A 25,480-nucleotide genomic window follows, 5' to 3' on the forward strand; every position below is an offset into this window, starting at 1 on the left:
GCCTGCCTGCCTTAGTTCAGGTCCAGCCGCAAAAAGTGCGTGGCACAACTGATGCAGGGATCGTAATTGCGGATCGCCTGCTCGGCCCGCCACGCGATTTCGTCGTTTGGCAGGCCGAGCAGGCTGGGTACATAGCTCCAGAGGTCGTCTTCGATGCGCTTCAGGTTCTGCGCCGTGGGCGGGACGATGCGCGCGGACTGGATGAGGCCTCCCGGATCGATGTCATAGCGGTGGTAGAGCAATCCACGCGGGGCCTCAGTGGCTGCCGAGCAGCGCGCGGCACGCATTGGGAGGGGGACCTTCGGCTGGACCGGCTGTTCGTACTGTGCGATCAACCGCAGAGCCTCGTGGCAGGCGAAGACCAGTTCCACGGCGCGCACGATGATGCCGCGGAAGGGATTGTTCAAAGGCGGGAGGCAGTCGGCCTGCGTCGCTGCCTGCACGGCGATCTCAGGCAAAGTGTCAAAGTTCAGATTGAAGCGGGCCAGCGGCCCGCAGAGGTAGGAGCGGCGGGCCTTCACCACTGAATGCAGAGCGTTGGAGTGGCGCTGGTGCTGCTCCTGGAAATGATCCTCAAACTCGTCCGCGCCGATATCCAGGCCTTCGTTGGAGACGATGCGCCCCTCATTCATTGCATACTCCCGGGGATGGTGCAGAGCGACGAATTCATAGTCGACTTCAAACTCGGGGAAGGGCAGGGAAGCGGCGAACTTCACCGTTTCCAGCGAAGCTTCCAGCGCCCACTCCAGATCAGGGACGAGGACTGCCAGATCCCGTGGGCGCGGTGTCTGGTGAAAGCCTCCGACACAAGCGCTGACGGGATGAATCTCCCGTCCGCCCAGGATGGAGACGAGTTGGTTGCCGATCTTCTTCAGGCGGAGTGCCCGCAGCACGGCGTCCCGGTTGAGCGCCGCCAGTTCGAGGACATCCTGGCAGCCGAGGAAATCGGGCGCGTGAAGCATGTAGATATGCAGGGCATGCGACTCGATCCATTCGCCGCAATAGAGGAGACGGCGCAAGGCCCGGATTTGCGGGGAGACTTCCACGCCAAGCCCCCGTTCGAGCGCATGGATCGAACTCATCTGATAGGCGATGGGGCAGATGCCGCAGACGCGCGAGGTGATGTCGGGCGCCTCGGTGCAGTGCCTGCCCGTGAGAAAGCCCTCGAAGAGCCGCGGCGGCTCAGGGATCTTCAGTTTGAGATCGATGATGCGGCCGCCCTTCGTCTTGACGAACAGCGAACCTTCGCCTTCGACTCGTGCCAGCACGGGCACCTCAATCTTGTTGACGCCCTGTTTGGACGCTGCCTCCGTCGCGGGGATCATGGCTGTCTCACCTCATTCCCAGGCGGTACGCCGGTTGTTTGTTCACTCACTCGCCGGAACTGCCAGGCCCAGGCGTTGTAGGTGCGGAAGCTTCGCTCGATCTCGGGCTGGGTGAGGCCCAGCACACGGAACCGTTGTGCCAGGGCCGGCGCATTGGCGCTCTCCATGGGACCGAAACAGCCATAGCAGGGCCGGTCGAAGGCCGGGCAGATGGCTCCGCAGCCCGCCTGGGTCACAGGACCAAGGCAGGGCATCCCGGCCGTGACCAGCACACACGCGGTGCCCTGGCGCTTGCACTCCAGGCAGACCGAGCCGGTGGGAATATTCGGTTTCCGTCCCGCCAGCGTCGCGCAAATGACCTCCAGCAATTGATGCTTCTGGATGGGACAGCCGCGCAGTTCCAGATCGACGGGCACATGTTCGGCAACGGGCGTCGACATCTTCAAAGTGGAGATGAAGTCGGGTTTGGCGTAGACCGTGCGCACATACTCGCTGACGTCCTGCCAGTTGCGCAGCGACTGGATGCCGCCGGCCGTGGCGCAGGCGCCAATGCTGATGAGGACCTTCGCCTGTCGGCGGACGTGTTGGATCCTTTCGGCGTCGTGGTGCGTGGTGATGGAACCTTCCACCAGCGCGATGTCGAAGGGGCCTTTGGCCATGCGCCGCGAAGCTTCAGGGAAGTAGGCCAGTTCGACCGCGCCCGCCACGGCGAGCAGTTCGTCCTCCAGGTCGAGCAGGCTCAACTGGCAGCCGTCGCAGGATGCAAATTTGAAGACCGCGATGCGGGGGTGAGGGCACTTAGAGCTCATAGAGGTCGAGATACGGTTTGATCCGGGTGAAGGGAAATACAGGACCGTCCCTGCAGACAAAATACGGGCCCAGCTGGCAGTGTCCGCAAAAACCGACTGCGCACTTCATATTGCGCTCCATGGAGAGGAAGATGCGCGATGCGGGGATGCCGCGGGATTCCAACTCCCTGCCGGCGTAGCGCATCATGATCTCCGGCCCGCAGAGCATGGCCACGGTCTCGTCCGGCTGCATGCGGACGTGGCGGAACATGGCGGTGACGACGCCCACATGGCCGCGCCACGAGACGCCACCATAGTCTACGGTGGCCAGCGTCTGGGTATCGGGCAGCATGCCCCAGGCGGCGAACTCCTTGCGGTAGAGCAGGTCGCGCGGGCTGCGGCCGCCGTAGAGGACTACCAGGCGGTTGTAGTCGCCGCGGTGTCGGAGGACGTGGTAGATGGCCGGACGCAGAGGAGCCAGGCCGATGCCGCCCGCCACGATCAACAGGCTCTTGCCGCGCGCCTCGGTCAGCGGCCAGGCGGTGCCGAAAGGCCCGCGCAAGCCGATGCACTCCCCTGGCTGACGCGTCACCAATTGGTAGGTAACCTGGCCGACGCTGCGGATGGTGTAGGTGAGGTAGTCGTGACGCTCGGGGTCGCCCGAGATGGAGATAGGCAGTTCGCCCACCCCGTGCACATACAGCATGGAGAACTGCCCGGGCCGGAAACTCGAGACCGGATCACCCGGCGGCGCTTCGATGTTCAGGGTGAAGGTGTCGTGAGTCTCTTTCACCAGCTGGAGCACCCGCCCCACTACGGGCTGCATGACCGGACGCCTGGCCGCCGCAGGGACAGAGAGAAGCAGACTCATTGGCCGGGGTCTCCTTTGACGGATTTCCGGGCGTACACATCCAGCATCTGGAGCCGGGTGGCGCGTAGCCGCTCGGCTACCGTGGACAGGACTCGCCTCAGCAACATGTAGCCGAACTCATGGTCGTTCTCAAACTCAGCCGTCAGGCGCGCTCCGTCGAACGCCAGGGCGCAAACCGGTTCGACACAGCGCGCTCGAAACTGCTTGTTCACCTGATCCAGCAGGGACGACCAGCCCAACTCCTCGCCGTCTCCAATGGTCTGGATGGTCAGGAAGCGGCCCGGGGCGGCCACCTCGAGCGCCACCCGGCCCGAGAGAATCAGGTAGAAGAAGCTGGAAGGGTCGCCCTCGCGGAAGATCACCTGTCCTGGCTCGAATGTGATTTCGCAGGCGAGCAGGGCGAGTTTGTCCAGGTGGCTGGGCGGGAGCCCGTCCAGGAAGGGGTGATGCGCCAGGGCGGCAACAATCTGGCTAGTGGCCATGCGGTGATCCTCCTGCCGTGATGAGGGGGCTTGCCGCCTGTTCCAGGACGGCGAACTCCTCCGTGATGTCGATACCAGCGGGGCACCAGACGATACAGCGGCCGCAGCCCACGCAGCCTGTCACCCCGAATTGGTCGTGCCACCGGGCGAGTTTGTGGCTGACCCATTGGCGGAAGCGCGACTTCGGCGTGAGCCGGATGCTGCCTCCGTGGATGTAGGAGAAGCTGTGCGTGAAGCAGGAGTCCCACACCCGCACCCGCTGCGCGACGGAGAGGTCCAGGGAGGACTGTTCCTCATAATTGACACAGAAACAGGTGGGGCACGAGGAGGTGCAGTTGCCGCAGGAGAGACAGCGCTTCGCGGTCTGCTCCCAACGCGGGTGATCGAAGGTGTTTTCGATCACCTCGCGCACAGCCTGACGGTTCACCTTGCGGGTTTGCCCCTCGGCGGCGCGTTGGGTTGCTTCGTTACTCTGGCGCGCCCATTCCGGCGGAGCGGGCGGGGCATTGGCCTCTTCCAGGAACCTGGTCCCCAATGACGAACCCGCTTCCGCCAGAAACTCAGGATGCTCTCCGTCCAGACGTTCGGTCAGCGCGATGTCGAAGCCTGTCCTGGCCCGAGGTCCGGTACCCATGGAGGCGCAGAAACAGGTTGGCGCCGAGTGCGTGCAGTGCACTGCGATGAAGAACGCCTCCGAACGGTTGGCGCTGTATACTTCGTCCGCCTCGCCGTTTTGCAGGAGCACGCGATCGAGCGCCGCGACCGCCGCCAATTCGCAAGCGGGAATACCCAGGAACGCCCGTTTGATGGACGGCGGAGTTTCCTGCACGACTTCAAGCTGGTCGCCGGCCTTGCGGATTGTAGTGATGGTCTGCCGCGGCGGATGCAGGATCGGCTTGATGCTGTCGAGCCCGCCCGGATGCTGGAAGAACCCTCCGTTGGTTCCATCCTGCAGGCGGTACTCAGATGGGGCGAGCCGGGCGGTGAGTCCGGCGGGAAGATCCGCCAGTTGCTCCAATGGCTTCCACCGGATGGCGTTGCCGCACACCTGCGGCCCGAGGAGGGAGTACCCCCGCTGTTTGAGTAGATCCAGTAGAGCCGAAAGAACGGAGCAATCCAGACGGTAGAATGATCTCCGCATGAACGACCTCCGATGGTCTTTGGCGGAGACTATAACAGATATTAAGATCTGATACTAGATTATTAATCCAGCCGACGACTTCGGTTGTTGCACGGTGGGAGTGTGAGCAAAAACGTCCGCCTGGCGTGGTTTTCGGCCAAGCGGACGTTAAAGGCTTTGGAATCGGAAGGGGCGGCCTAAGCCGTCAGCCCGCACGTCTATTCCTCGTCGTCACCCTCAGGATCGTAGTGCGTGAGGAACGTCTGCGAGATATGGTCGTGCCAGGTGAGCGATTCGCGATCGGCCAGCGACCAGAACACGCCCATGCCGACGCTGGCAAGACTGATCCAGCCTGAGAACATGCGGACGAAGCGCTGGGTCACCGTAGGGCGATGGCCGTCGAAGCTGACCACCTGCAGGTGCGCGCCCTGCAGCCCCAGGGTTACCTGGCCGAACATGCAGAACAGCAGCTTGTAAACACCAGCGATCAGGATGGTGGCGAAGCCGTAGCAGAAGTAGAACGCGGTGCCAGTAGGGATCATGCCCAACGAGAGGCGCACGGTGAGCAGGAACAAACCCATCATCCCCAGGACCAGCCCGGCGTCGAAGAGCGCGGCCATGCCTCGCAGCGAGACAGGCGCCACCGGATAATCGGTGCGGCGGTTCATCTCTCGGCTAAAGGGCTTGCTGGGCGGAGCGGGCGCCTCGAAGTCGAAGGCCGTCTGACCCGCTGAGTGTTTCTTTGTCGAGGTCCTCTGGGTGGCGCCGGAACGCTGCCGCGGGGCCGCGGGTTGCCCTGCGGAATAGTCCTCCAACCCTACAACCTTGCGCGGTTCCCGGTAAGGGAACAGTGGCGGCTGCACAGGGCGGCCTCCAGTGCGGGCTACGGTCGGGTTGGAATGAACAGTAGTGAGCCGTTGGGGGGCCTCGGCGGGCACAGTCTCGGGATAGTACTCGAGCTCCGGTGCGGCCGCTCCGTCAACGATTGGATAGTATCCGTTTCCTTCGTCCATGCGCCGCTGGCACTTGGCGCAACGCATTTGATGGGAATGGTTCTCAGCTCCGCAGTATCTGCAACGCACGTGCACGTCCTCCGCCGCCTGCAATCAGGACGGTTGGTTATCGGCTTCAGCTCCCCGAGTCGTCTGGAGATCCCGTCTTGCGGGTCCCCTTTTTGCCATGCTAGGGTTGAGCCTTGAGCCTCTTGTATTTGCGCCGCAGGCGGTTCGAGGCACGCGCCCGACGGTACTGTCTTTTCTTAAGTAACATAAGTACCTTAGTTTGTCACTACATTTCGACACTCCTGATCAAGTTGTACTGGAACTTCATTCCTATGCGTCCATTGAGGGAAATGGCTTCCCTCCCTAAATTGGTGCTCGCGGGAGCGGCTTTCTCTCTGCTGTCGACCTTAGGCTGGGGGCAGGTGTTCCGGTCGCCCGGACTCGGTCCGGGACCCGGCGCTACTCCAGCAGCTCCACCCGCCAAAATCGAGATTCCCAAGATCCCCCGCAAAGACCCACCACCACCCGGCATTGTGGTGATGCGCGGCATCCGCCAGGAGAAGGAAGGCGAAGTCACCCATCTCCGCGAGAACGCTGAGGTGGAGTCCACCGACTATCTGCTGGTGGCGGACGAGATCGACTACAACCGCGAGTTGGGCATAGCTGAAGCCCGCGGGCATGTCCACTTCACCAACTTCCTTAGTGGCGAGCAGCTGTGGGCGGATCGCATCGACTTCAACTTCGAGGCCAGCTCCGGGACGTTCTACAAGGTGCACGGTTCCGCCTATGGGAAAATCGACCAGCGTCCAGGAATTCTGACTACCGGCAATCCCTTTTTGTTTGAAGGTGATTGGGCGGAAAAGTTCAAGGATCGCTACGTCCTCCACGACGCGCTGATCACCAATTGCGAAATGCCGAATGCGTGGTGGACCCTCAGGGCGCCTACCATCGACCTGATCCCGAATGATCGTGCACTGGCCTACAAGAGCTGGCTGCGCCTGAAGCAGATCCCCTTGCTGTACGCTCCTGTCTTCTATAAAGACCTGTCGAGCAATGCGCGGCGCAGCGGTTTCCTGACGCCCAACGTGGGCAACAGCAACCGCCGCGGACTGATGTTTGGGTTGGGCTACTTCTGGGCCATCAATCGCAGCTACGACCTCACTTACCGCCCGCAATACTTCACGCAGCGCGGCTTGGCCAACACGGTTGACTTCCGCGGCAAGCCGACTGAGAATTCCGATTTCAATGCATACGTTTATGGTGTGAAGGATCGAGGTCTGCTTCAGGATGACGGGACCCGCCTGAAGCAGGGCGGTTATATCATTTCGGTGACCGGCAAGGCCCTGCTGCCCGGCGGCTTCTATGCGCGTGGCGTATTCAACTACTTAAGTAGCCTGACTTTCCGCCAGGCCTTCACAGAGAGCTTTAACGAAGCCGTTGTATCTGAAGTAAATAGTGTAGGTTTTATCAAGAAAGACTGGTCAACCTATCACTTGAACCTAGTCTTCACCCGGCAGCAGAACTTCCAGAGCCTGGAGCCCGGCGACACGATCCTGGTGCAGAAGTTGCCGCAGTTGGAGTTTGACAGCCGCGACAAGCAGATCAATGAGAAGGTCCTGCCCGTGTGGATCTCCTGGGACACCAGCGCAGGTCTCGTGCGCCGGACCCAGCCGCTGTTCCAGACCCGGCAGTCGGTGCAGCGCTTCGATGCGCAGCCTCGAATCATGACGGCCCTGCATTGGAAGGACGTCCACCTGATCCCCGCGTTCTCGATCAGGGAAACGTACTATGGCGCCTCGTTCCTCACGGCCGCCGAGCAGCAGAGCGGCAAAGAGGTGACAGGTAAGGACATCAACCGATTTACGCGGGAGTTCTCGGCGGAGTTGATCCTGCCGACCCTGGAGCGCGTGTTCGACGCCCCGAAGTGGATCGGCACCAAGCTGAAGCACACTATCGAACCGCGGGCTACCTTCCGCACCGTCTCCGGAGTGAAGGACTTCAACCGCATCATCCGGTTCGATGAGATGGACCTGCTTGCCAATACGACAGAGGTTGAAGTTTCCCTGGCTAACCGGCTGTGGGCAAAGACAAAATCGGGCGATGTGCTGGACTTCTTCAGTTGGGAGTTGCGCCAGAAGCGCTATCTGGATCCCGACTTTGGCGGCGCCCTGATTCCCGGTCAGCGCAATGTGTTCCTCACTTCGACCGACCTGACGCCCTACGCGTTTCTGGACCAACTCCGGCATTACTCGCCTATCGTATCGTCGATGCGCATTCAGCCCCGTCCCGGTTTCAGTGTGGAATGGCGCGACGACTACGACCCCTTGCGCGGCAAGATCACCAACAGCAGCATCACCGCGGATGCTCGCGTGGACAACTACTTTGTTTCGTTAGGACATAACAAGGTTTCGTGCGTACCGCTGGTAACGGTGGATCCCGGCCAGCGCGACCAATTCTGCGCGGACGCTCCGTCGGGCCAATTGCTGTCGCCCCCCTCCAACCAGTTGAGAGCCATGATTGGCCTGGGCCAGGAGAACCGCCGCGGCTGGAATGCCGGCTTCCTGGCGATCTACGATTACAAAACGGCCACCATGCAGTACGCCAATACTCAGCTCACGTATAACACGAGCTGTTGCGCCTTCAGCGGTCAATTCAGGCGGTTTAACATCGGGTCGAGGAATGAGAATCAGTTCCGTGTGGCGTTCGTCATCGCGAACATCGGCAGCTTTGGAACACTGAAGCGGCAGGAACGCCTGTTCTAGCCGACGAGCCCTGCCTGGCTTGCGGAGTGGTAGTAGTGGAACCTGAATCAGGATTTGAATCAGACTTCGAGTGGGAACCCGAACTGGCGGAACTGCGCGAGCAACTGAAACGGCGGAACCGGTCGATCGCCGGTTGGCTGGAAACGCCCGCGGAGATGTTCCAAAAGATAGATGGTCCCGTTGAGAGAGATACTGTCTTCGACACCCTTTTCGACGAACCAACGCATGTGGTGGAGAGCTTCCTGGCCCGCCCGGATTGTCCGCTGGAGGAGGCTTTCAGCGACGAGTACAAGCGGATCTGGGTAGAGGGGATTTCCGGCAGCAAGCCGGGTACCGAAGACTACACCGACCAACTCGGCGAGTTCGCGACCGATGCGCTGGGGCGATTCCTCCGTTACGTCATCGATAACATCCCACCTTACTGGTCGCGCGACCAGTATCTTCTGATCCACGACATGGAGGTCCGGCCGCTGCCGCCATCTCCGGATCCCGATTCAGACCCGGTTCAGTGAGTGCCCCGCTTCGCGCCTACCTGGGAAATGGCGTGCCACCCTCCGTCCCGTACCAGTCGTAGTTGACGACTTTGCCCTGGATCCGCCAGCGGCCGGGGGTGGTGGTGTCCATCCAGTCGAGCGGCTCAGCCACAGGTTGCTTCAGGGCGGCGGAAGCCAGCGCAGCCCGGACGGCTCGCTTCACATCCGGCGTAAGAGATCGGGGATCGGCGGAGACGAAGAGCGGGGTTCCGCTTCGGGCGACGAGATCGAGCCATCGCTCTGTCAGGTCCCACGGAACATCCGGTGTGATGGGAACACAATCGGCGTCGGCGCCGAAGAACGTGTCGTGCTGGCACGCCCGAAAGGCGAGAGTGTTGACACCCATTCGCCGCGTCCGGTGGAAGTCGCGGCCGCTGGTGTCGTCGCCGATTCTCTGTAGTTCGAAAAGCCCCGCGCCGAGATGGCCGAAGGTGTTGCAACCGATCAGCAGGGAGCTGCCGGCGGCTTCGCGGAGGACGCGGTAGAAAGCAAGGATCACCTCGGCGTTCGTCCTGCTGCGATCGGCGAAGTGCCAGCCCGCTGGCGTGATCTCAGAACCCATGGCGAAACCCCAGCGCCCGGTCAGGTCGTAGCTGCTGTAGTCGTGCTTGATCAGATCGTAGCCCCAGGCAGCGACACGACGCGTGTCCTGACGAATGAGCTCCGCCATTTCGGGTACGGTCGGATCGAGCGTGAAGTTGGGCCCTTTGCCCGGTCCGCGGAGGCGGGCACTCTCTGGAATGAGGTCTGTCGTATAAAGAGGACGCGTCCAGACGCCCGGCCGTACCCCGCGGCTCTTCATGTCCGCGGCGAGTTTCGCCATATCGGGGAAGCCGGCATTGCCTCGTTCCCAGGGCCCGGATGTATTGGTCAGCTGCCAGCCGTCGTCAATGACCATGAACGGCCGGTTGCCGCCGGAGGGGGACAGTTCCGCCAGGATGTCGGAATCACGCCGGATGTCGGCGGCCGAACAGTTGCGGCCGTAAGCGTAATACCAGTTGTTCGCGCCGTAGATGGGTGTTGAGGCGAGACGCGGCTGCGGGCACAACATCCGGCAGAATGCACGGGCCGACTCGAAGGCCGTTTGACCCGCAGGGCCTCGGCGCGTCCGGACCACCGCGGCTTCCAGCACGCGCTGGCCCAGTTGGACCGCTCCGCCGCCGTTCCTGAGATCGAGCCACAGCGAGATCCCTTCCGGGTCCGCCTGCCAGAACGCGAAGGAGTTGCTGCCGGTGGCGACGCCGTAACCGTGGGTGGCTCGCCCGTCGAAAGCCAGGAAGTACCAGGGAAGTGTGCGCTCGCCCAGCATGCCTCGCCATTCCAGGTCGCCATAGCTCCGCTCCCATTGTTCATTGAGGACGCGCCAGGTGACAGGCACCCGCGCCCGCCAGCGCAGGTGAAGCCGCAGCAGCGAAGTTTGCGGCGCTTCGATGCGGATGGGGAGGTCAGCGCCGCGAGGCTCGGTTTCTACCGAGATGCCCCCGGGCGGACCAACGCGCGCCCGTTTTCGCCAGGGGCACGAACTCCTTCTCCAATTGGACGGTCACGCTATCGGGCGGGCGAAGGATGTCGACGAAGCCGGCAGCCGGCTGGACGGTCTGTCCCACGGCGGTGGACAGTGGCAGGGCGGCGGCGGCCAGCAGCGAGCGGCGGGTGAATTCGGATTGGGACATCAGTGCGGTCTCCTGTCCGCGCGAAAGACTGTCCGGGCGCCCGCCGAGCGAAGGACGGCCGGGCGGGGCGAGGCCGGGCGGATGGCGGCCGCGCCCGCAGTCTGGCTTTCACATCCTACAGATTTGGACGGGCATAAGGGAAGGCGGGCCCGGCTCCGGGCGTTGCGGCTGCCGGGTTTTTCCGGTTGCTTTAGTTGTACACTGGAATAGAGATGCAACTATGGCAACCACGGTAGTCACTTTGGAACCGAAGAACCTGGCCGCCTCCGTGCAGTCACTCAAGTCCGAGTTCGCCAAGGCGAATCTCTCGGGTGTAAAGACAACCACCCGAGGAGGGGCCGTTCACGTCGAGATGCCGATTGCCCGGCTGGCCGACCTGGAATTCGCCTACGCGCACGAGCAGTGTTCCTGGAAGACCTCCAATGAGATGGTGATCGTACTCGAAGGGAAGGGCTTTCTGGTGGAGCAAGTGGCGCACAAGAAGGCGTTTCATTTTGTCTTTCGAGCTCCGAAGAGCGCCGCGGCCGCACCGGCGGGAAAGACCAGTCCCGTTCGAAACATCTTCTTCGAAAGGTCATTGCGCGCCATCAAGGGCCTGCAGTCGCTGGACGAGAAGACCCTGGCCGAAGCTGTGCAGGCGCCCACCGACTACAGCGTGTTGTTGTCGGCGCTGAATACGGAAGAGGCGCTGGCGAGCATCCGCTCGCACGATCCGCTGGCAGGTGCGCGGCTGCGGGGCCTCGAAATGAAGCGTGCGCTGGTGGAGGCCGAAGGCGGGGCGCTATCGACGGCCGAGGTTGCGGCCGCGCTGCGGATCACCCGGCAAGCCGTGGACAAACGCCGGAAAGAGCACAAGCTCCTGGGCGTGGAACTGGGGCGGAAAGGCTTCCGGTATCCCGCATGGCAGGTCGGTTTACCGCACCTGGAAGCGGTGCTGGAGGCTCTGGGGGACCGCGACAGTTGGGAGCAGATGTCGTTCTTCCTGAATCCGAACGGCTTGCTGGAGGACCGCACTCCGCTGGAGGTCCTGCAGGCTGGAGCGCAGGAACCTGCTGATGTTCTGCGGGCGGCGGCGGCTTATGGAGAGCAAGGGGCCTGATCGCCGGCATGTTCCATCCGCCGCCTGCCGACCTTCACAGCCGGGAGCCGCTGATTTACTCCGCGCCGGCAGGTGCACTTTGGTGCCGCAGCCACATGGCGGGCCATGCGCCCTGTTTCTTCGGCCGGGGCCAGGCGCAGCGGTGGGATGCTCCGGACGGCGGCTACGGAGTGCTCTACCTGGGCGCGGACGAACATTGCGCTTTTATGGAATCGATCGGCCGCGGCGTACTACGGACGCGCCTGGTGCCGGCGGCCCAGCTCAGAACCCGCGTGCTGTCGAAGCTGCGCTTCTCGAAAACGCTACGGCTGGTGGATCTGGTCTCTTCCGGCGGACTGACAAGATTGGGAGCGGAGGGGAGTCTGGCAAATGGGCTGGGTTACCGGAACTCCCAGCGTTGGTCTGAGGCGCTGCGGGCGCACCCGGCCGCTGTCGACGGCATCTACTACCGGTCGCGGCATGATCCAGCGCGGATGGCCTGCGCACTCTACGAGAAATGCCTGCCGTTCGTCGAGTTGGCGCAGGCCTGCGGGCCCTGGGCCGAACAGGGACGCATGTTGGGACTGATCCTCGATCACTACCAGTTCGGGACCGATCTGTAGGCGCTGGCCGCCTCACCCCGGGAACTCTCAATCTGTACGCCGAGACGGGACCAGTCCGAAGAGTGTGGATTGGCCTACACTCTGATGTTCAAGGCAAGGAGACTGTCGCCGAATCCTACAGTTGCCCAGCTGGAGGGCTTCATTATTGACCAAACAGTATATTCCAGACCTGTCTATGCTGTTTATTCACTAGAATTGGTCTATCGGGGGGAGAGTCCTGCGCCGATACAGACTATAAGTGTCCAGGCCGTCGCCAGCCGGGAGATCGGCAATGGCGATGCTAGTTGTCCATGAGCTCACGCTCCGGAAAGCTGTATGTCTCAGGAAGTACACGTCGCACGGCAGGCAATCTACGATCGGGCCAGCAAGCCGGTAGCCTACGAGTTGCTGTTTCGTGCGCTGCCGGACGCCACCTGCTCCACACGCAACGATGAGTTGGCGACGTGGCAGGTCCTTTCGGCCGGCTTCCTCGACATTGGCTTGGACTCCCTCCTTAAAGGCCGGCGCGCGCTGGTGAATGTGCCCCGCAACATGCTTCTGGACGAAAGGATCTTCTCGCTGCCCGCTGACGTGATCGGCCTTGAGATTCTTGAGGATGTGGTGCCGGACCAGGACGTTTTGGATATGTGCCGGGCATTGCGCGCCCGAGGCTATCTCGTCGTACTGGACGACTACATCGGCCAGGAGTTCTCTGAGCCGCTGTTAGACGTCATCGATTGGGTGAAAGTGGACTTTCGGGCTCTACAAGATGGCGAAGCCGCGAAGTTGGCACGGGCGCTCAAACCGCGGCGGTTGCGGTTGCTGGCGGAGAAAGTGGAGACCGAGGAGGAGCATGACTTGGCCATGGCGGCGGGTTACGACTACTTCCAGGGGTACTTTCTGCACCGTCCAAAGGTGGTTGGAGGAAGAGCTCTCCCGTCAAACCTGCATGCCAAACTGAAGCTGCTCCAATTACTGGGGTCCGCCGAGTTCTCCCTCAACTCCGTCCGGGCTATCATTGAACGCGATGTGGCGCTCTGCTACCGCCTGATTCAGTACACCAATTCCGCGCGGTTTGGCGCCCGCCGCGAGATTACCGGCCTCAGGCAGTGCCTGATGAGATTGGGCGAGGATGAGACGCGGCGCTGGATCACCATTGCCCTATTGCCGACATTGGCACCGGGCGGGAGTCCCGAGGTCACGGAAAGTGCACTCGCGCGGGCGCGCATGTGTGAGTTGCTAACGAAGGATACTGGTCCGCTCGTCTTCCCGGCACAGGCGTTCATGGCCGGCATGTTCTCCCTCATGGATGCGGTGTTGCGCCTGCCAAAGGTCGAGGTGGTGGAAAACCTGGGGTTAGGCCTGGAACTCTCGGACGCCCTGCTGCACCGCGGCGTCAGCGCACTAAGCACCCTGGTCCAACTGGTGGAGTTGTACGAATCCACCCCTCCAGAGGCACTCTTGCCGCTCTGCGAACAATTGGGGATCACCCTGGAAACTGCTGGAAACGCCTATGTCCAGGCGCTGCGCTGGACTACTGATGTCACCGGAGTAGAGGAGCTGGCGGTGCACACGTAGCGCGCATCGGCATGCGGCTTTTCCGCGTGTCCATCCGCGTCCCGATTCAGCAGCTAACCGGGCTGGAGATTTCCATCCTGTCGACTCAACACCCTCTGTAGCGCTGCAACTATCGGTGGGCTCAGATGGACGGGATCGAAGCTCCGGTCCTCGATTGGCCGGCTGCCGTTCTGTTCGGGTGGGAGCTTTTGGGGCGGGGGAACCTTGGCCTGTGCGTGCCCGCGTCAGGGGCGGCCAGTGGGAGGAGGCAGGCTGAGTCAGCAGTCCCGTAAATCCAGCATTGAATGGCCGACAACTGGGGCCCCCAGTTATCTGCCGGGGAGACTTACTCTTCGATCTGGAGCGTCTCGGTGAGGCGTTCTTCCAGACCTTCCAGGCGGGTACGCAGGCGGTTGTACTCTTGTTCGCGTTGCCTCACCTTGTCGGCCAGGTGCAGGCAGGCTAAAACAGCGACGCGGGTCGGATCTGCTCCGGCGCTCCGTGTGGCGATCTGATTCATTAAGTCGTCCACAGCGTGGGCGAGTGCTTCAGTATCACCGGATTCGCCGGAGGATCGCAGCGTGTAAGGCTGCTGGAAAATGGTGACACGCACCAACTTCTTCTCGTTCGATCCCGCGTCCACTTAGTATCTCCCCTCTCAGCCTTCGGTGAGCAAATCCATCTGCTCAACCTGGGACAGCAGGGTTTTGATCCGGGTCGCTGCCTGCTTCTGACGGCTGCGCAACCCTTCGGTTTCTGAACGCATGCGGACAGCCTCTTCCTGCGCTTCCGCAGCGGCTGTCTCGGCTGCCTCCCGGGCGGAGAGGGCTTCGCGGAGCTGGGCTTCCAGCTCCGCATTTCGATCTTTCAGCCGGGTGATGATGCCAGTCACGTTCTCCAGGCGGGTTTCAAGCCGCGCCAGGATGTCGTCTTCTTCTTCCCGGATGGGATGCATGAGGTGTCTCCTGAACTCTAAACGAAGGCGGCCTTAGCCTTCTCGACGAGCGCCGAGAAAGCCTTCGGTTCATTCAAAGCCAAGTCTGCCAGAATTTTGCGGTTCAATTCGATGCCGGCCTTTTTCAGCCCGCCGATGAACTTCGAATAGCTCGTCCCGTTGGCGCGGCATCCGGCGTTGACACGCAGGATGAACAGGGCACGGTATTCGCGCTTCTTGCGGCGGCGGCCGACGTAACCATACCGCAGGGCCTTTTCAACGGCTTCCTGCGCGGCACGGTACAGCTTGCTCTTTGTGAGGAAGAAGCCTTTTGCCAGCTTCAGTGTTTTCCGCCGCGCGTCGCGGCGGTTCGTAGATCGTTTAACTCTTGGCACGTTTCATCTCCTGTTTAGATGCCCATCCGAAAAGGCGTGGGCTACGGGGTCCGCCACAAAAAGAGGCGGAGTTGAACAGGCTCCTTACGGGGCCTGACGGGCGGCGGCTCGGGCACGTGCCCCGCGCTCGGCGCGCTCGCCCTACGCCCTTAGTAGGGCAGCATCTCGGACAGTTTGGCCTGATCGGCCGCATCAGCGACCACAGACTGACCGAGCTTACGCTTGCGCGAACGGGACTTGGAGGTCAGGATGTGGCGGGCGAACGCATGATTGCGAACGATCTTGCCAGTCCCGGTCTTCTTGAACCGTTTGGACGCGCCTTTGTGTGTTTTCAGCTTGAGCTTTGCCATTGGTTTTGTCCTGGTGATACCCACGGGCTGATGCCGCGCAGGGTGAGGATCCCTCTTAGTTTAGCACGGAGACCGAGTTAGGAATTACGAACTAGGCCAACGTTTTAGCGGGCTGTGGCAGCCTGCCGCACCGTCAGATCGCGAACGATTCCGGCCAGCCTGTCAGAGACTTCCGCCTTGGAGATCGCTTCGGCTGCGCCCAACAGCGTGGCTGCATGCAGATACTCCAGCGCCGCCCCCGACATCACCACCACCGGCAATGCGGGATGGACCTTCCGGATACGGCGCAGTGTCTCAAATCCGTCCGGTTCCGCCATGAAGATGTCCAGCAGCACCAGATGATGCCGGGCATGACCCAACTGCACCAGCGCATCATTGCCATTAGCCGCTTCGGTCACTTGGTAGCCCTTGCCCGTCAGATAGCTACGGATCTGGGAGCGGAACGGGGCATCGTCATCCACAACCAGGACACAAGGCGGATCGCCGCCTGGCACACTCGCGGATTGACGCGTGGCGGGACGGCTGGGCGGTTGTGCTGTCTGCCGGTAACAAGCTGGCAATGTGATCTTGAGTGCCGCCTCGCCGCCCGTTACGGACGACGTCACGAGACTGCCGCCGAGCCGATCAAGCCCCGCCGTCACCATCAGGACGCCGATCCGGCCGTCCTTGCCTGAGTTCCATGCTCCCAACGGCTTGGAAAGCAGGAACTGCAGCTTCGCCGTTCCTTCACACAATTGGGCCGTGATGGTGATTTTGCCGGACGGTGCCGAATTGCCGCAAGCGAACCGCATCAGCTCGGCGAGGATACTGGCCAACTCCTCGCTTGACGCCCTGATCGCGATCTCACTCTGCGGGAGGCTGGTTTCAATCGCCGGCCATTCCGCCGGTGCGTCGGAGATGATTTCCAGCAGGGCTGCGAGCAAGGCCGACGATTCGAGCCTGGCCACTGGAGGCGCCGGGGAGACAGGCAGTCTCCTCAGCGTCTCCAGTGCGCGCCCACAGGACCGGGAAACCTCTTGTGCGAAGTCGGAAAGCGGGTGGTCGTGCGGAAGATTCCCCAGGATGATCTCGCAGAAACCACGAATCGTCGTGAATTGGTTGTTCAGATCGTGCGTCAGGCGGCTGGCATCGCGCCCAATGGCGCACAGACGATCCATATGGTCCAGTGCGGCAATTTGGAATTGGGTTTCGTCGGGATTGGTCATGGTCGTCTCTGAGACCGCGGTAAGGTGGTCCGGCTGTGCTTGGTAAAGCCGCGGACCACCTTGCTCCATGAAGGGAAAACTGGACACTTGTCTGAACTCCTTGGCCGCCCGCTTCCTGGAGCCGAGCCCGGCACGTTGGACCGTTCTGCCCGGAGACTCATCCCTTCGTTCGGTTTCGGCCGGCCTTTCCGACCACCAGTTGCTCTCTCTTGATACCCGGCTGGTGTTGACTTCCGGACTTTCGGAAACCCGCCGCTATTGAACATGCACGCTATCGGCCAATTGGGCCCAGGTCATTCAAAGCATTGAGTAACCGTAAGGTGAGGCGGCCATTCGCCGGAACCCGAATTGCAGGGGTGCCTCGAACTGAGACAATGCCGTCACGATTCAGAACGGAGGGTAGCGGCCCTTCCCGGAATGGAAGCCAGCGCCGGTGGCGAGCGAAACCATTTTTTTCAGTAGATCTAAGTTGCTCGCTCAAATCTGTCGATTAGGTACTAGTATTGCTAGTAGAATCGTTTGAGTCCGAGTGGGTATGGATTCAATCCCGGGAATCGCCGGGCGTAAGGGAAGACGAACTTCCGGCAGGGAAGGCCGGAGCCGGTTTGGTCGACCGGTAACACGCCGCGACGCTGCGACAGCTGGATGCCCGGGTCGGTCAACCCGGAACCAGGACCGGGCAGCGGCCGGCGGGAGGAGCTACATGAGCGATGCCTGGAACGGATCTCCGGCTTCGGGATCCGGAAACCGCCATGATCCGCAACCCGTTATGGTCTGGGCTCAAGCACCTGATTGCGAGCCGCCCTGGGTCGTAGTGCTGGAGGACGACGAAGGAATCCTGCGTCTCATTACAATTGTTCTCGAGAGGCACGGCTACCGCGTGACCGGCGCAACCAGCGTGACTGAAATGCGCACGCTCCTGCTCAACTCAGTGGACGAGCCCAGCCTTTGCTTGGTTGACCTGAATCTGCCCAGGAGCAGCGGCCTCGTCATCGCGGAGGAGATTCGCCGCACCAGGCCCCGCGTGAAAGTGCTGTTTACCTCCGGCATCCCGAAACACTCCATTTTAGTGGAAGGCCGCGAAATTCTCAGTGCGGAATATTTGCCAAAGCCTTTTACCATCGACGGTCTTCTAGACAAAGTCGCGGCGGTGTTGCGTGCGTAATCCGGCGCCGCCCCCGTTCGGGCATGCCCGTGTCCTGCCTCGCCGCGTGCCCATGCTCGCACTCGCCGCGGGCCTTGTAGGATTGGCTGCGGCGCTGCTGCAGGCTCCCACCCTGCTGCTCAAGCTGGCGCTCGTCCTGCCTGCCCTGGGACTGCTGAGTTTGTGGTGGATGTTCCGACGCGTTGACGGAGAATTGCGCTCAGTATTACCCGAATTCCACTCTGTCAGACAGGAGGCCCTTGCGCTCAGGCCCATTCTGCGGTTTACTTTCGATGCGATGTCGGACCAGAGAGTGATGTACGGTGAGGCCGAGGCATGCCGCCTCAGACACGATATCCTCGGCCCTTTGAATATTGCCTCCGGCTTCCTGGAGCTACTCTCCGCGGAGCTGGACACTGGTGATTCCCTCGCCTCGGAATACTTGACTCGTGCCCGCGACGGAGTATCCAGGGCAATCGCAATTGCCGTCAATATTGGCACCGCTCCCGCTGAAGCCCACGCTCAAGCCGATGACGCGCGCCCGGGTGAATCCCAGGGCAGTACGGCTCTCAGATCGGGTGGCGGGACCATGGAAGGGAATACGTGATCCAGCCGAGATCCGGCCCCGGTAATCGCTGGCAGATCCTCGTGGCCGATGACGACCCCGCGGCGATCGCGCTGCTCAAGGCAGTGCTGTCAGGTTTGGATGTCACTATCACAGGAGCCGAGACAGGTGCGGCTACCCTCGAAATCATCAAGGCTCATCCGCCTGGCCTGGTGCTGCTCGATCTCATCATGCCCGATGTGCGCGGTCTCGAACTGCTGGATCAGATTCAGCAACTGAGCCCGGAGACGGACGTGATCCTGATCACGGCACACTACTCGACAGACTCCGCTGTGGAGGCTATCCAGCGCGGCGCCTTCGATTACCTCACCAAACCCATCTCTATTGATAAACTGCGCCAGAAGATTATCGCCTGGACTGAGCAGAAGCAGCGCCGCACCGCGGCCCACGAACTGGAATCGAAGCTGGTCGAGATCTCACAGTGCGAAGGACTCCTGGGCATGAGTCCGGCCATGATGGAAGTCTTCAGCCGGATGCAGCGCATCGCCCCGCACTACTCCACCGCACTCGTTACAGGTGAGACCGGAACCGGTAAGGAAGTGCTGGCCCGCGTCCTGCATCAACTCAGCCCCGTGTGCGAAGGCCCTTTCGTGGTCTGCAATTGCGCAGCGCTGCCGGAGAGCCTCTTCGAGAGCGAGCTATTCGGTCATATCCGCGGCGCCTATACGGGCGCCGTGGACACGAAGAAGGGGCTGGTGGAAGCGGCTGACGGCGGCACCCTGTTCCTGGATGAGATCGCTGAAGTGCCGGTCTCGGTGCAGGCGAAATTGCTGCGTGTCCTCCAGAACCGCCAGTTCCAGCGGATCGGCGATCCCACTCCGCGCAAGGTGAATGTCCGTATCATCTGCGCCACCCATCGCAACCTGCGGACCATGGTCGACGAGCGCCTGTTTCGCGAGGATCTCTACTACCGCCTGGCGCACGTCGAGCTCCGGCTGCCGCGCCTCATCGACCGCCAGGACGACCTGCGCCTGCTGGTGCACCACTTCCTTACCCGTTTTGGAGAGCAGTTCGGCAAACCCGGCCTGGTGCTGAGCCGGGCAGCGAAGGCCCTGGCCTGGCGCTATCCGTGGCCGGGCAACGTCCGCGAACTGGAGAACTCGCTGAACTACTGCGCCATGATGTGCCGGGGCAATGTCATTGACATCGAGGACTTCCCCGAGTCCATCTCGCGCTACAAGCTGGAAGGCAGCCGCGCCATTACGTTCTCGGCCGATGAAGACCTGGTGCCGCTGGAGGAAGTGGAACGCCGCTATGTGCAGGAAGTGCTCGACCGGATGCAGGGCAACCGCACGAAGGCTGCCGAAATCCTGGGCATTGGGCGCGCCACGCTCTACCGGATCCTGGGCCGCACCGGCCGCCCCGAAACAGACCTCGTGCCGCCGCATCCGAAGAAGAACCAGCAGTCCGCTTAGCGCGGCTCCCGGTCGTCCAGCAGCAGCTTCGCGTCAGCCTGGAACTTCTTGAAGTTTGAATAGCGTTGGTCGTTCTCATAAGCCAGCAGGATCTTGCCCGCCTTGCGGCGGCCCCGGCTGACGATCCGCTGCTGCAGCCATACACCATCCACCGGAATCCTGTCAGAGATCACCGTGGCGCCCTTCGGCGCGCCGTCGAAGTCGCGCAGCCATTCGCCCTCCATGTGGATGGGCATGTGCGTCTGTTTGTCGATCCAGTAGCGGATCTTCATGTCGAGGCTGCACTCGGCCCGGCGCCTGGCCCTGGGCGCACCCCGGCGCGGCCAAGTCTCCACCACCCACGCTTCACGGCCCTGCATCGGCTGCTCGCCCAGAAACCGCGACTGGTGATACCGCAGCACCAGCGTGGTATCGATCTTGAAGCGATTCTCCTCGGCCGCGAAGTAACGGCGACGGCGCTCGTCCACGGGGGTCTGCTGGCGGTACTGCTCCACCTTGCGGTAGCGGCTCTCTTCTTCTTCCGCCTGCTCCTGGGTCAGCGGTTCGCCGCGGATGGCGATCCTCCGATTGTACGGCTCGCCTTCGAGAAATGTGACCTCATACGTGACCCAGTTGGTGCCGCGCAACCCGCCGTCCGGCAGGGTTTCTTTGTAACGGACGTCTTCTGTGTAAACGAAACGGGCCGCCTGAACGCGATTGGCGAGTTCAGCGGCATGCATCTCTTCCAGGAGCCGGGCCGGGTCAGGCGTCTGTGCAAAGACGCCGCAGGCTGCGCAACTCCATAAGGCTATTGACTGTCCGTATATTCTTCGTGCCACGCCATCTGAATCGCTTCGAGTTTGGCCTCGTTGGATTTCTCCGGGTCGTCGTCGAAACCGTCAAGGCTGGTCACCATTTTATGCAGGTCTGTAAACCGAACGGTGAGCGGGTCGAGTTCCGGGTTCTGTTCGAACAGTGCGATGCCGATGTCTTCGAAGTCGTTCCAGGTCATGGCTAGATCTTGGTCCCTTTGAGTGCCGCACGCACGGCGGTGTTCATCATGTTCTCGGCCAGCTTGCGCGTGGCTCCATCCAGGTTCTCGATGCAGTTGCGGATCAGGTTGTGATCCTCGCCGTGATACACCATCTGGAGCTCGTTCAGCGCCAGGTCCACCGCGGCGCGTTCTTCGTCACTGAGGTCGATCCAGGCATCGCTGGCGCGTGCCTTGTCCACGGCGGCCAGAATGGTGTCGGCTTCCACCCGCGCTTCGCGCACCTGGCGGGCGGCGAAGTCTTCCTCGGCCTTCTCATACGACTCGAGGATCATCGCCTCCACCTGTTCGTCGGTGAGGCCATAGGAAGGCTTCACTTCCACGCTCTGCTCAGTGCCGCTGCGCAGGTCGCGCGCACTGACACTGAGAATGCCATTGGCGTCGATCAGGAAGCGCACCTCGATACGGGCCATGCCAGCCGGCATGGGATCGATGCCTTTCAGGTCGAAGCGGGCCAGGGAACGGCAATCCTTTACCAACTCACGCTCGCCCTGCAACACGTGGATGAGCACGTTCTGCTGCCCGTCGACAGACGTTGTGAACACTTCAGTGGCCGAGGCCGGGATCGTGGAATTGCGGTGGATCAGCTTGCTCACCACACCGCCCATCGTCTCAATACCTAGCGACAGGGGCGTGACATCCAGCAGCAGCTTGTCCTGGACATCGCCGGAAAGAATGGCAGCCTGCACGGCGGCCCCCAGCGCGACCACTTCGTCAGGATTCAACTCGGTGTGGGGTTTGGCGCGGAACAGAGTCGAGACCGCCGAGCGCACCAGCGGAATGCGGGTCGAGCCGCCCACCATCACCACTTCGTCGATACCTTCCGGCTCCAGGCCCGCGTCGCGCATCGCCTGGCGGCAGGGGCCCAGGGTACGGTCGACGATGTCCTTGATGATCTGCTCGAACAGCTCGCGCGTCATCTCGCGCTGATACTTGCGGCCCTTGAAGTCGACATCAATCGCCGTCAGCGGCAGAAACGACAGCCGCTCCTTGGCTTCGATTACCGCGCGGCGCACGGTCTGCACGGCTTCGCCGCTATGCGAAATATCCTCGCCCCATTCCGTGGCGATCTCTTCCAGTGCAATGGACAGCAGGCGGTTGTCGATGTCGTCGCCGCCCAGGTGTGTATCGCCATTGGTGGACAGCACCTCGAAGATGCCTTCGTGCAGCCGCAGGATCGAGATGTCGAACGTGCCGCCGCCCAAGTCGTAGACAGCCACCACGCCGTCCTTGCGCTTATCCAGCCCATAAGCCAGCGAGGCAGCGGTGGGTTCGTTCACCAGCCGCAGCACTTCCAGCCCCGCTATCCGGCCGGCGTCCTTCGTCGCCTGGCGCTGGGCGTCGTTGAAGTAGGCCGGGACGGTGATCACCGCCTGCGTCACTTCTTCCCCGAGGAATGCTTCCGCGCGCTGCTTCAATTCCCGCAGCACCTGCGCCGAGATCTCCGGCGGAGTGAACTGGCGGCCCCCCAGCGCAAGGCGGATGACCTGTTCACTGCCTTCCGCGATCCGGAACGGGAAGAGCTTCGTCTCCTCCTGCACGTCGGCGGCTCCGCGGCCCATCAGGCGCTTGACGGAGTAGACCGTGCGGTCCGACCGGTCGATGAGCAGTTGCCGCGCCTCGTCGCCCACCACAAATGAGCCGTCATCCTTGAGGCTGACAATACTGGGCACCAGCAGGCCGCCGTCGGCGCCCGGAATCACCTGCGGACCCGTCAGGTCCATAAAGGCGACCAGCGAGTTGGTGGTGCCCAGGTCGATGCCGACAATGCGCTTCTTGTTGATGTTGGAGAAGTCGATTTGAAAAGTGCTCATCGTATTTCCCATTCCCGCCACCCGGCCGGGCGGCAATCCGCCGTCAGGCGTTGCGTGCCGTCAACAACTTGTCCACTTCGTTGACGAGATTCTTGATATAGCGCCGCCGGTTGAGCGTCAGCCGGATCTCGGCCAGCACGCCGCGGCGGGCATCATCGTCCACCTGCGCATCGTGCTTCTGGAACTGCTGCTCGAGACCAGCATCCATCTCGACGAGAATGTCCAGAAACCGCTTGCGCGACTCGTCGAGCTGCGGAAGAACTTCGTCATCACCCATGCGCAATTCGTCCAGCGCCATATTGAGCTCGAAGACTTCTTCCAGCAACTCCGGCGGAACATCCTTGGAGCGCTGTTCGCCGATGTCAAAACCGGCTTCCTTCAATACATATTCCGCACGCTGGATGGGATCACGCAGCACGCGGTAGGCGTCATTGAGGATCGACGAAGCTTCCAGCGAGTAGCGTTTCTCCTGCTCGCTGCGACGGGTGTAACGGTCGGGATGCAGCAGGCCGCTGAGCGTGTAGAACTGCTTCTGCAGCCGGGACAAGTCCACTGACAATTTCAGCGGCATCCCGAAGAACTCGAAGTAGTTGGGCACCGGCGCCTGCAGGCTGTTGCAGTAACGGCAGAAGATCGAGCCGGCGTCAGGTGTGCCGCAGTGCCAGCAATTGTGATGATTGTCCATTACGCCGAGAACGACGATCCGCAGCCACAGCTCTTTGTCGCGTGGGGATTGTCGAAGGCGAAGCCGGACTGCATCAACGACTCTTTGTAGTCGAGGATCATGCCGTCCAGGAACACCATGCTCTTGGGATCGACGAAGACCTGGACGCCGTCAAAGTCGAAGACATGGTCGGTGGGCCGGGGCTTTATCTCGAACTTGAACTGATAGCTCAGGCCCGAGCAGCCGCCGCCGAGCACGCCCAGGCGCAAACCGCCGTTCACGTTCTGCTTGGCGAATGCGGTGCGAATCTTCTCAACCGCTTTGGGAGTAACTTGAATCGCGGACATAGAAACTGCCATTTGCGAAATTCGGGGCCGGCGGCCGCTATGACCGGGGCCCCTCTCCTCAGATTACGCTGTTTGCACCGTGGCCGGGGCGACCGACTTCGCCTTGTAATCAGTGATGGCCGCTTTGATAGCGTCCTCAGCCAGCACGGAGCAGTGAATTTTCACCGGCGGCAGGCTCAACTCATTGACGATCAAGGTGTTCTTGATCTGCAGGGCCTCGTCCACCGTCTTGCCCTTCAGCATCTCGGTGGCCAGCGAGGAGCTCGCAATGGCCGAGCCGCAGCCAAAGGTCTTGAACTTGGCATCCTCAATGACGCCCGTCTCCGGATTCACCTTGATCTGGAGTTTCATGACGTCGCCGCACTCCGGCGCGCCCACCAGACCGGTGCCGACATTGGGGTCCTTCTTGTCGAGGTTGCCCACGTTGCGCGGATTGTTGTAGTGATCGAGAACTTTATCGCTGTAAGCCATTTGAGTATCGAAGCCCCTTACCTATTGGATTCTGTACTTCCCCGTTTGGTGACAACCGCGCGCTGGTTAATGAGCGCTCCATTCGACTTTGCTGAGATCGATGCCTTCCTTGACCATATCGTAGAGCGGCGACAGTTCGCGCAGCTTGCGAACCACATCGATCACCTTGGCCGCCGTGTAGTCCACTTCCTCTTCCGTCGTGAAGCGGCCAATGCCGAAACGGATGGAGGAGTGGGCCAGATCATCACCAGCGCCCAGGGCTTTGAGCACATAGCTGGGCTCAAGCGTGGCTGAAGTGCAGGCCGAACCGCTGGAGACCGCAATGTCGTTGATGCCCATCAGCAGGCTTTCGCCTTCCACGTAAGCGAAGCTGATGTTCAGGTTGTGCGGCAGGCGATGTTCCATCGTGCCGTTGATATAGGTTTCGTCCAGTTCCGCCATCAGTACGTCCTTGAGCTTGTCGCGCAGGAACGCGTGCCGGGCAGATTCCTCGGCCATCACCTGCTGGCAAATCGCCGCGGCGGCGCCGAATCCGACAATGCCCGGGACGTTCAAGGTACCCGAACGCATCCCGCGCTCGTGACCGCCGCCATCCATCTGGGCAGTGAGCTGCACGCGCGGGCTCTTGCGCCGCACATAGAGCGCGCCGACACCCTTCGGGCCATACATCTTATGAGCCGTGAACGAGAGCAGGTCGATATTGTCCGAGATCACGTTCACCGGGATCTTGCCCACGGCCTGCGTGGCGTCCGTGTGCAGCAGGATGCCCTTCTCTTTGCAGATTTTGCCGATGGCCGGGATGTCCTGGATGGTGCCGATCTCGTTGTTGCCGTACATGATGCTCACCAGGATCGTTTTGTCCGTGATGGCTTCGCGCAGCTGGTCGAGATCCACCAGGCCGTTGGTCTGCACGGGCAGGTAGGTCACCTTCACCCCATGCTTTTCCAGCCGCTTGCAGGTATCGAGAATCGCCTTGTGTTCCGTCGCCGCGGTGATGATGTGGTTGCCCTTCTGGGCATACATCTCCGCCACGCCTTTGATGGCCAGATTGTTCGATTCCGTCGCGCCGCTGGTGAAGACGATCTCCTTCGAGTTCGCCCCAATCACATCAGCCAGTTGTTTGCGCGCCTTCTCCACAGCCTCTTCGGCCACCCATCCAAAGGAGTGGTTGCGGCTGGCTGCGTTGCCAAAGCTGTCGAGAAAGTACGGCATCATCGCCTCAAGAACCCGCGGGTCCATGGGGGTGGTAGCGTGATTGTCCAGGTAAATCGGAAATTTGAGCATCGAAAGCGTT

General features: G+C 61.7%; 28 protein-coding genes. 8 read left to right on the forward strand and 20 right to left on the reverse strand.

The window, feature by feature from the left end; genetic code table 11:
* Positions 1-11 precede the first annotated feature (11 nt).
* From ACR9Y2_RS20905 to ACR9Y2_RS20930, 6 genes are all read right to left on the reverse strand, one after another.
* On the reverse strand, positions 12-1,325 hold the full coding sequence (locus tag ACR9Y2_RS20905; protein WP_435043599.1) for a Ni/Fe hydrogenase subunit alpha: 1,314 nt from the start codon (positions 1,323-1,325) through the stop codon (positions 12-14).
* Positions 1,322-2,134 (reverse strand): oxidoreductase, encoded by an 813-nt coding sequence (locus ACR9Y2_RS20910; RefSeq protein ID WP_435043600.1) that lies wholly within the window; start codon positions 2,132-2,134, stop codon positions 1,322-1,324. The genes ACR9Y2_RS20905 and ACR9Y2_RS20910 overlap by 4 nt, the downstream gene beginning before the upstream one ends.
* Positions 2,124-2,984 carry an FAD/NAD(P)-binding protein gene (locus tag ACR9Y2_RS20915; protein ID WP_435043601.1) on the reverse strand — a complete coding sequence of 287 codons (861 nt, stop codon included), beginning with the start codon at positions 2,982-2,984 and terminating at the stop codon, positions 2,124-2,126. Before ACR9Y2_RS20915 ends, ACR9Y2_RS20910 begins: the two co-directional genes overlap by 11 nt.
* Positions 2,981-3,466, reverse strand: coding sequence for a Crp/Fnr family transcriptional regulator (locus ACR9Y2_RS20920; RefSeq protein WP_435043602.1), 486 nt, complete (start codon positions 3,464-3,466; stop codon positions 2,981-2,983). The genes ACR9Y2_RS20915 and ACR9Y2_RS20920 overlap by 4 nt, the downstream gene beginning before the upstream one ends.
* Positions 3,456-4,607, reverse strand: a complete 1,152-nt coding sequence (locus tag ACR9Y2_RS20925; protein ID WP_435043603.1) for a 4Fe-4S dicluster domain-containing protein — start codon at positions 4,605-4,607, stop codon at positions 3,456-3,458. Before ACR9Y2_RS20925 ends, ACR9Y2_RS20920 begins: the two co-directional genes overlap by 11 nt.
* A gap of 197 nt (positions 4,608-4,804) precedes the next feature.
* Positions 4,805-5,449: an RDD family protein gene (locus ACR9Y2_RS20930; protein ID WP_435043604.1), complete on the reverse strand. Its 645-nt coding sequence runs from the start codon at positions 5,447-5,449 to the stop codon at positions 4,805-4,807.
* A gap of 488 nt (positions 5,450-5,937) precedes the next feature.
* Here ACR9Y2_RS20930 and ACR9Y2_RS20935 point away from each other — a divergent pair, with 488 nt between their 5' ends.
* Positions 5,938-8,349 (forward strand): LPS-assembly protein LptD, encoded by a 2,412-nt coding sequence (locus ACR9Y2_RS20935; protein ID WP_435043605.1) that lies wholly within the window; start codon positions 5,938-5,940, stop codon positions 8,347-8,349.
* A 35-nt stretch (positions 8,350-8,384) separates the two neighbouring features.
* Positions 8,385-8,861: a hypothetical protein gene (locus ACR9Y2_RS20940; RefSeq protein WP_435043606.1), complete on the forward strand. Its 477-nt coding sequence runs from the start codon at positions 8,385-8,387 to the stop codon at positions 8,859-8,861.
* Positions 8,862-8,877: 16 nt separating this feature from the next.
* On the opposite strand, the gene ACR9Y2_RS20945 is transcribed toward ACR9Y2_RS20940, so the two are convergent.
* Together ACR9Y2_RS20945 and ACR9Y2_RS20950 are read right to left on the reverse strand one after the other, a co-directional pair.
* A complete protein-coding gene (locus ACR9Y2_RS20945) occupies positions 8,878-10,260 on the reverse strand; it encodes a hypothetical protein (protein WP_435043607.1) in 1,383 nt (460 codons plus the stop codon).
* Positions 10,261-10,327: 67 nt separating this feature from the next.
* A complete protein-coding gene (locus tag ACR9Y2_RS20950; protein WP_435043608.1) occupies positions 10,328-10,555 on the reverse strand; it encodes a hypothetical protein in 228 nt (75 codons plus the stop codon).
* A gap of 220 nt (positions 10,556-10,775) precedes the next feature.
* Here ACR9Y2_RS20950 and ACR9Y2_RS20955 point away from each other — a divergent pair, with 220 nt between their 5' ends.
* The 3 genes from ACR9Y2_RS20955 to ACR9Y2_RS20965 all read left to right on the forward strand — a co-directional run bounded on the left by ACR9Y2_RS20955 (position 10,776) and on the right by ACR9Y2_RS20965 (position 13,813).
* Positions 10,776-11,654 (forward strand): hypothetical protein, encoded by an 879-nt coding sequence (locus ACR9Y2_RS20955; protein ID WP_435043609.1) that lies wholly within the window; start codon positions 10,776-10,778, stop codon positions 11,652-11,654.
* Between the two features lie 8 nt (positions 11,655-11,662).
* Positions 11,663-12,256 (forward strand): RES family NAD+ phosphorylase, encoded by a 594-nt coding sequence (locus tag ACR9Y2_RS20960; RefSeq protein WP_435043610.1) that lies wholly within the window; start codon positions 11,663-11,665, stop codon positions 12,254-12,256.
* Between the two features lie 315 nt (positions 12,257-12,571).
* Positions 12,572-13,813 (forward strand): EAL and HDOD domain-containing protein, encoded by a 1,242-nt coding sequence (locus tag ACR9Y2_RS20965; protein ID WP_435043611.1) that lies wholly within the window; start codon positions 12,572-12,574, stop codon positions 13,811-13,813.
* A 325-nt stretch (positions 13,814-14,138) separates the two neighbouring features.
* On the opposite strand, the gene ACR9Y2_RS20970 is transcribed toward ACR9Y2_RS20965, so the two are convergent.
* The 5 genes from ACR9Y2_RS20970 to ACR9Y2_RS20990 all read right to left on the reverse strand — a co-directional run bounded on the left by ACR9Y2_RS20970 (position 14,139) and on the right by ACR9Y2_RS20990 (position 16,763).
* Entirely contained in the window at positions 14,139-14,435 is a 297-nt protein-coding gene (locus ACR9Y2_RS20970) for a cell division protein ZapA (protein WP_435043612.1), read from the reverse strand.
* Positions 14,436-14,450: 15 nt separating this feature from the next.
* Complete coding sequence (locus ACR9Y2_RS20975; RefSeq protein WP_194451900.1) at positions 14,451-14,747, reverse strand: hypothetical protein; 297 nt, start codon at positions 14,745-14,747, stop codon at positions 14,451-14,453.
* 17 nt (positions 14,748-14,764) lie between these two features.
* The gene (rplT, locus tag ACR9Y2_RS20980; RefSeq protein ID WP_194451899.1) at positions 14,765-15,121 is read right to left on the reverse strand and encodes a 50S ribosomal protein L20; all 357 of its coding nucleotides are present in this window, start codon (positions 15,119-15,121) and stop codon (positions 14,765-14,767) included.
* Positions 15,122-15,270: 149 nt separating this feature from the next.
* Positions 15,271-15,471, reverse strand: a complete 201-nt coding sequence (gene rpmI, locus ACR9Y2_RS20985; RefSeq protein ID WP_435043613.1) for a 50S ribosomal protein L35 — start codon at positions 15,469-15,471, stop codon at positions 15,271-15,273.
* A 104-nt stretch (positions 15,472-15,575) separates the two neighbouring features.
* Entirely contained in the window at positions 15,576-16,763 is a 1,188-nt protein-coding gene (locus tag ACR9Y2_RS20990) for a response regulator (protein WP_435043614.1), read from the reverse strand.
* A 616-nt stretch (positions 16,764-17,379) separates the two neighbouring features.
* On the opposite strand from ACR9Y2_RS20990, the gene ACR9Y2_RS20995 reads away from it, so the two are divergent.
* From ACR9Y2_RS20995 to ACR9Y2_RS21005, 3 genes are read left to right on the forward strand one after another with little or no spacing between them, the layout of a single operon-like run.
* Positions 17,380-17,841 (forward strand): response regulator, encoded by a 462-nt coding sequence (locus ACR9Y2_RS20995; protein ID WP_435043615.1) that lies wholly within the window; start codon positions 17,380-17,382, stop codon positions 17,839-17,841.
* Positions 17,842-17,893: 52 nt separating this feature from the next.
* On the forward strand, positions 17,894-18,427 hold the full coding sequence (locus ACR9Y2_RS21000) for a hypothetical protein (protein ID WP_435043616.1): 534 nt from the start codon (positions 17,894-17,896) through the stop codon (positions 18,425-18,427).
* Complete coding sequence (locus ACR9Y2_RS21005; RefSeq protein ID WP_435043617.1) at positions 18,424-19,860, forward strand: sigma-54-dependent transcriptional regulator; 1,437 nt, start codon at positions 18,424-18,426, stop codon at positions 19,858-19,860. Before ACR9Y2_RS21000 ends, ACR9Y2_RS21005 begins: the two co-directional genes overlap by 4 nt.
* Here the strand turns inward: ACR9Y2_RS21005 and ACR9Y2_RS21010 are convergent.
* The 7 genes from ACR9Y2_RS21010 to ACR9Y2_RS21040 form a co-directional block, all read right to left on the reverse strand.
* Positions 19,857-20,579 carry a hypothetical protein gene (locus ACR9Y2_RS21010; RefSeq protein ID WP_435043618.1) on the reverse strand — a complete coding sequence of 241 codons (723 nt, stop codon included), beginning with the start codon at positions 20,577-20,579 and terminating at the stop codon, positions 19,857-19,859. The two genes, ACR9Y2_RS21005 and ACR9Y2_RS21010, sit on opposite strands and share 4 nt — an antisense overlap.
* 68 nt (positions 20,580-20,647) lie before the next feature.
* On the reverse strand, positions 20,648-20,851 hold the full coding sequence (iscX, locus tag ACR9Y2_RS21015; protein ID WP_435043619.1) for a Fe-S cluster assembly protein IscX: 204 nt from the start codon (positions 20,849-20,851) through the stop codon (positions 20,648-20,650).
* A gap of 2 nt (positions 20,852-20,853) precedes the next feature.
* Positions 20,854-22,704 (reverse strand): Fe-S protein assembly chaperone HscA, encoded by a 1,851-nt coding sequence (gene hscA, locus ACR9Y2_RS21020; RefSeq protein WP_435043620.1) that lies wholly within the window; start codon positions 22,702-22,704, stop codon positions 20,854-20,856.
* A 43-nt stretch (positions 22,705-22,747) separates the two neighbouring features.
* Positions 22,748-23,389, reverse strand: a complete 642-nt coding sequence (hscB, locus tag ACR9Y2_RS21025) for a Fe-S protein assembly co-chaperone HscB (RefSeq protein WP_435043621.1) — start codon at positions 23,387-23,389, stop codon at positions 22,748-22,750.
* The gene (locus tag ACR9Y2_RS21030) at positions 23,389-23,715 is read right to left on the reverse strand and encodes a HesB/IscA family protein (protein ID WP_435043622.1); all 327 of its coding nucleotides are present in this window, start codon (positions 23,713-23,715) and stop codon (positions 23,389-23,391) included. The genes hscB and ACR9Y2_RS21030 overlap by 1 nt, the downstream gene beginning before the upstream one ends.
* Before the next feature lie 63 nt (positions 23,716-23,778).
* Positions 23,779-24,186 (reverse strand): Fe-S cluster assembly scaffold IscU, encoded by a 408-nt coding sequence (gene iscU / locus ACR9Y2_RS21035; protein WP_435043623.1) that lies wholly within the window; start codon positions 24,184-24,186, stop codon positions 23,779-23,781.
* A 66-nt stretch (positions 24,187-24,252) separates the two neighbouring features.
* Positions 24,253-25,470 carry an IscS subfamily cysteine desulfurase gene (locus ACR9Y2_RS21040; RefSeq protein ID WP_435043624.1) on the reverse strand — a complete coding sequence of 406 codons (1,218 nt, stop codon included), beginning with the start codon at positions 25,468-25,470 and terminating at the stop codon, positions 24,253-24,255.
* Between the last annotated feature and the right edge of the window lie 10 nt (positions 25,471-25,480).

The organism is Paludibaculum fermentans, from assembly GCF_051172195.1.
In the GTDB taxonomy this organism is placed as follows: Bacteria; Acidobacteriota; Terriglobia; order Bryobacterales; family Bryobacteraceae; genus Paludibaculum; species Paludibaculum fermentans_A.

What these genes read in the sequence shown, in the direction of transcription:
- ACR9Y2_RS20905 (WP_435043599.1), bottom strand. Translation starts at nt 1,325, where the DNA reads ATGATCCCCGCGACGGAGGCAGCGTCCAAACAGGGCGTCAACAAGATT.
- ACR9Y2_RS20910 (WP_435043600.1), bottom strand. Translation starts at nt 2,134, where the DNA reads ATGAGCTCTAAGTGCCCTCACCCCCGCATCGCGGTCTTCAAATTTGCA.
- ACR9Y2_RS20915 (WP_435043601.1), bottom strand. Translation starts at nt 2,984, where the DNA reads ATGAGTCTGCTTCTCTCTGTCCCTGCGGCGGCCAGGCGTCCGGTCATG.
- ACR9Y2_RS20920 (WP_435043602.1), bottom strand. Translation starts at nt 3,466, where the DNA reads ATGGCCACTAGCCAGATTGTTGCCGCCCTGGCGCATCACCCCTTCCTG.
- ACR9Y2_RS20925 (WP_435043603.1), bottom strand. Translation starts at nt 4,607, where the DNA reads ATGCGGAGATCATTCTACCGTCTGGATTGCTCCGTTCTTTCGGCTCTA.
- ACR9Y2_RS20935 (WP_435043605.1), top strand. Translation starts at nt 5,938, where the DNA reads ATGGCTTCCCTCCCTAAATTGGTGCTCGCGGGAGCGGCTTTCTCTCTG.
- ACR9Y2_RS20950 (WP_435043608.1), bottom strand. Translation starts at nt 10,555, where the DNA reads ATGTCCCAATCCGAATTCACCCGCCGCTCGCTGCTGGCCGCCGCCGCC.
- ACR9Y2_RS20955 (WP_435043609.1), top strand. Translation starts at nt 10,776, where the DNA reads ATGGCAACCACGGTAGTCACTTTGGAACCGAAGAACCTGGCCGCCTCC.
- ACR9Y2_RS20960 (WP_435043610.1), top strand. Translation starts at nt 11,663, where the DNA reads ATGTTCCATCCGCCGCCTGCCGACCTTCACAGCCGGGAGCCGCTGATT.
- ACR9Y2_RS20965 (WP_435043611.1), top strand. Translation starts at nt 12,572, where the DNA reads ATGTCTCAGGAAGTACACGTCGCACGGCAGGCAATCTACGATCGGGCC.
- ACR9Y2_RS20975 (WP_194451900.1), bottom strand. Translation starts at nt 14,747, where the DNA reads ATGCATCCCATCCGGGAAGAAGAAGACGACATCCTGGCGCGGCTTGAA.
- rpmI (WP_435043613.1), bottom strand. Translation starts at nt 15,471, where the DNA reads ATGGCAAAGCTCAAGCTGAAAACACACAAAGGCGCGTCCAAACGGTTC.
- ACR9Y2_RS20995 (WP_435043615.1), top strand. Translation starts at nt 17,380, where the DNA reads ATGAGCGATGCCTGGAACGGATCTCCGGCTTCGGGATCCGGAAACCGC.
- ACR9Y2_RS21000 (WP_435043616.1), top strand. Translation starts at nt 17,894, where the DNA reads ATGCTCGCACTCGCCGCGGGCCTTGTAGGATTGGCTGCGGCGCTGCTG.
- ACR9Y2_RS21010 (WP_435043618.1), bottom strand. Translation starts at nt 20,579, where the DNA reads ATGCATGCCGCTGAACTCGCCAATCGCGTTCAGGCGGCCCGTTTCGTT.
- iscX (WP_435043619.1), bottom strand. Translation starts at nt 20,851, where the DNA reads ATGACCTGGAACGACTTCGAAGACATCGGCATCGCACTGTTCGAACAG.
- hscA (WP_435043620.1), bottom strand. Translation starts at nt 22,704, where the DNA reads ATGAGCACTTTTCAAATCGACTTCTCCAACATCAACAAGAAGCGCATT.
- hscB (WP_435043621.1), bottom strand. Translation starts at nt 23,389, where the DNA reads ATGGACAATCATCACAATTGCTGGCACTGCGGCACACCTGACGCCGGC.
- ACR9Y2_RS21030 (WP_435043622.1), bottom strand. Translation starts at nt 23,715, where the DNA reads ATGTCCGCGATTCAAGTTACTCCCAAAGCGGTTGAGAAGATTCGCACC.
- iscU (WP_435043623.1), bottom strand. Translation starts at nt 24,186, where the DNA reads ATGGCTTACAGCGATAAAGTTCTCGATCACTACAACAATCCGCGCAAC.
- ACR9Y2_RS21040 (WP_435043624.1), bottom strand. Translation starts at nt 25,470, where the DNA reads ATGCTCAAATTTCCGATTTACCTGGACAATCACGCTACCACCCCCATG.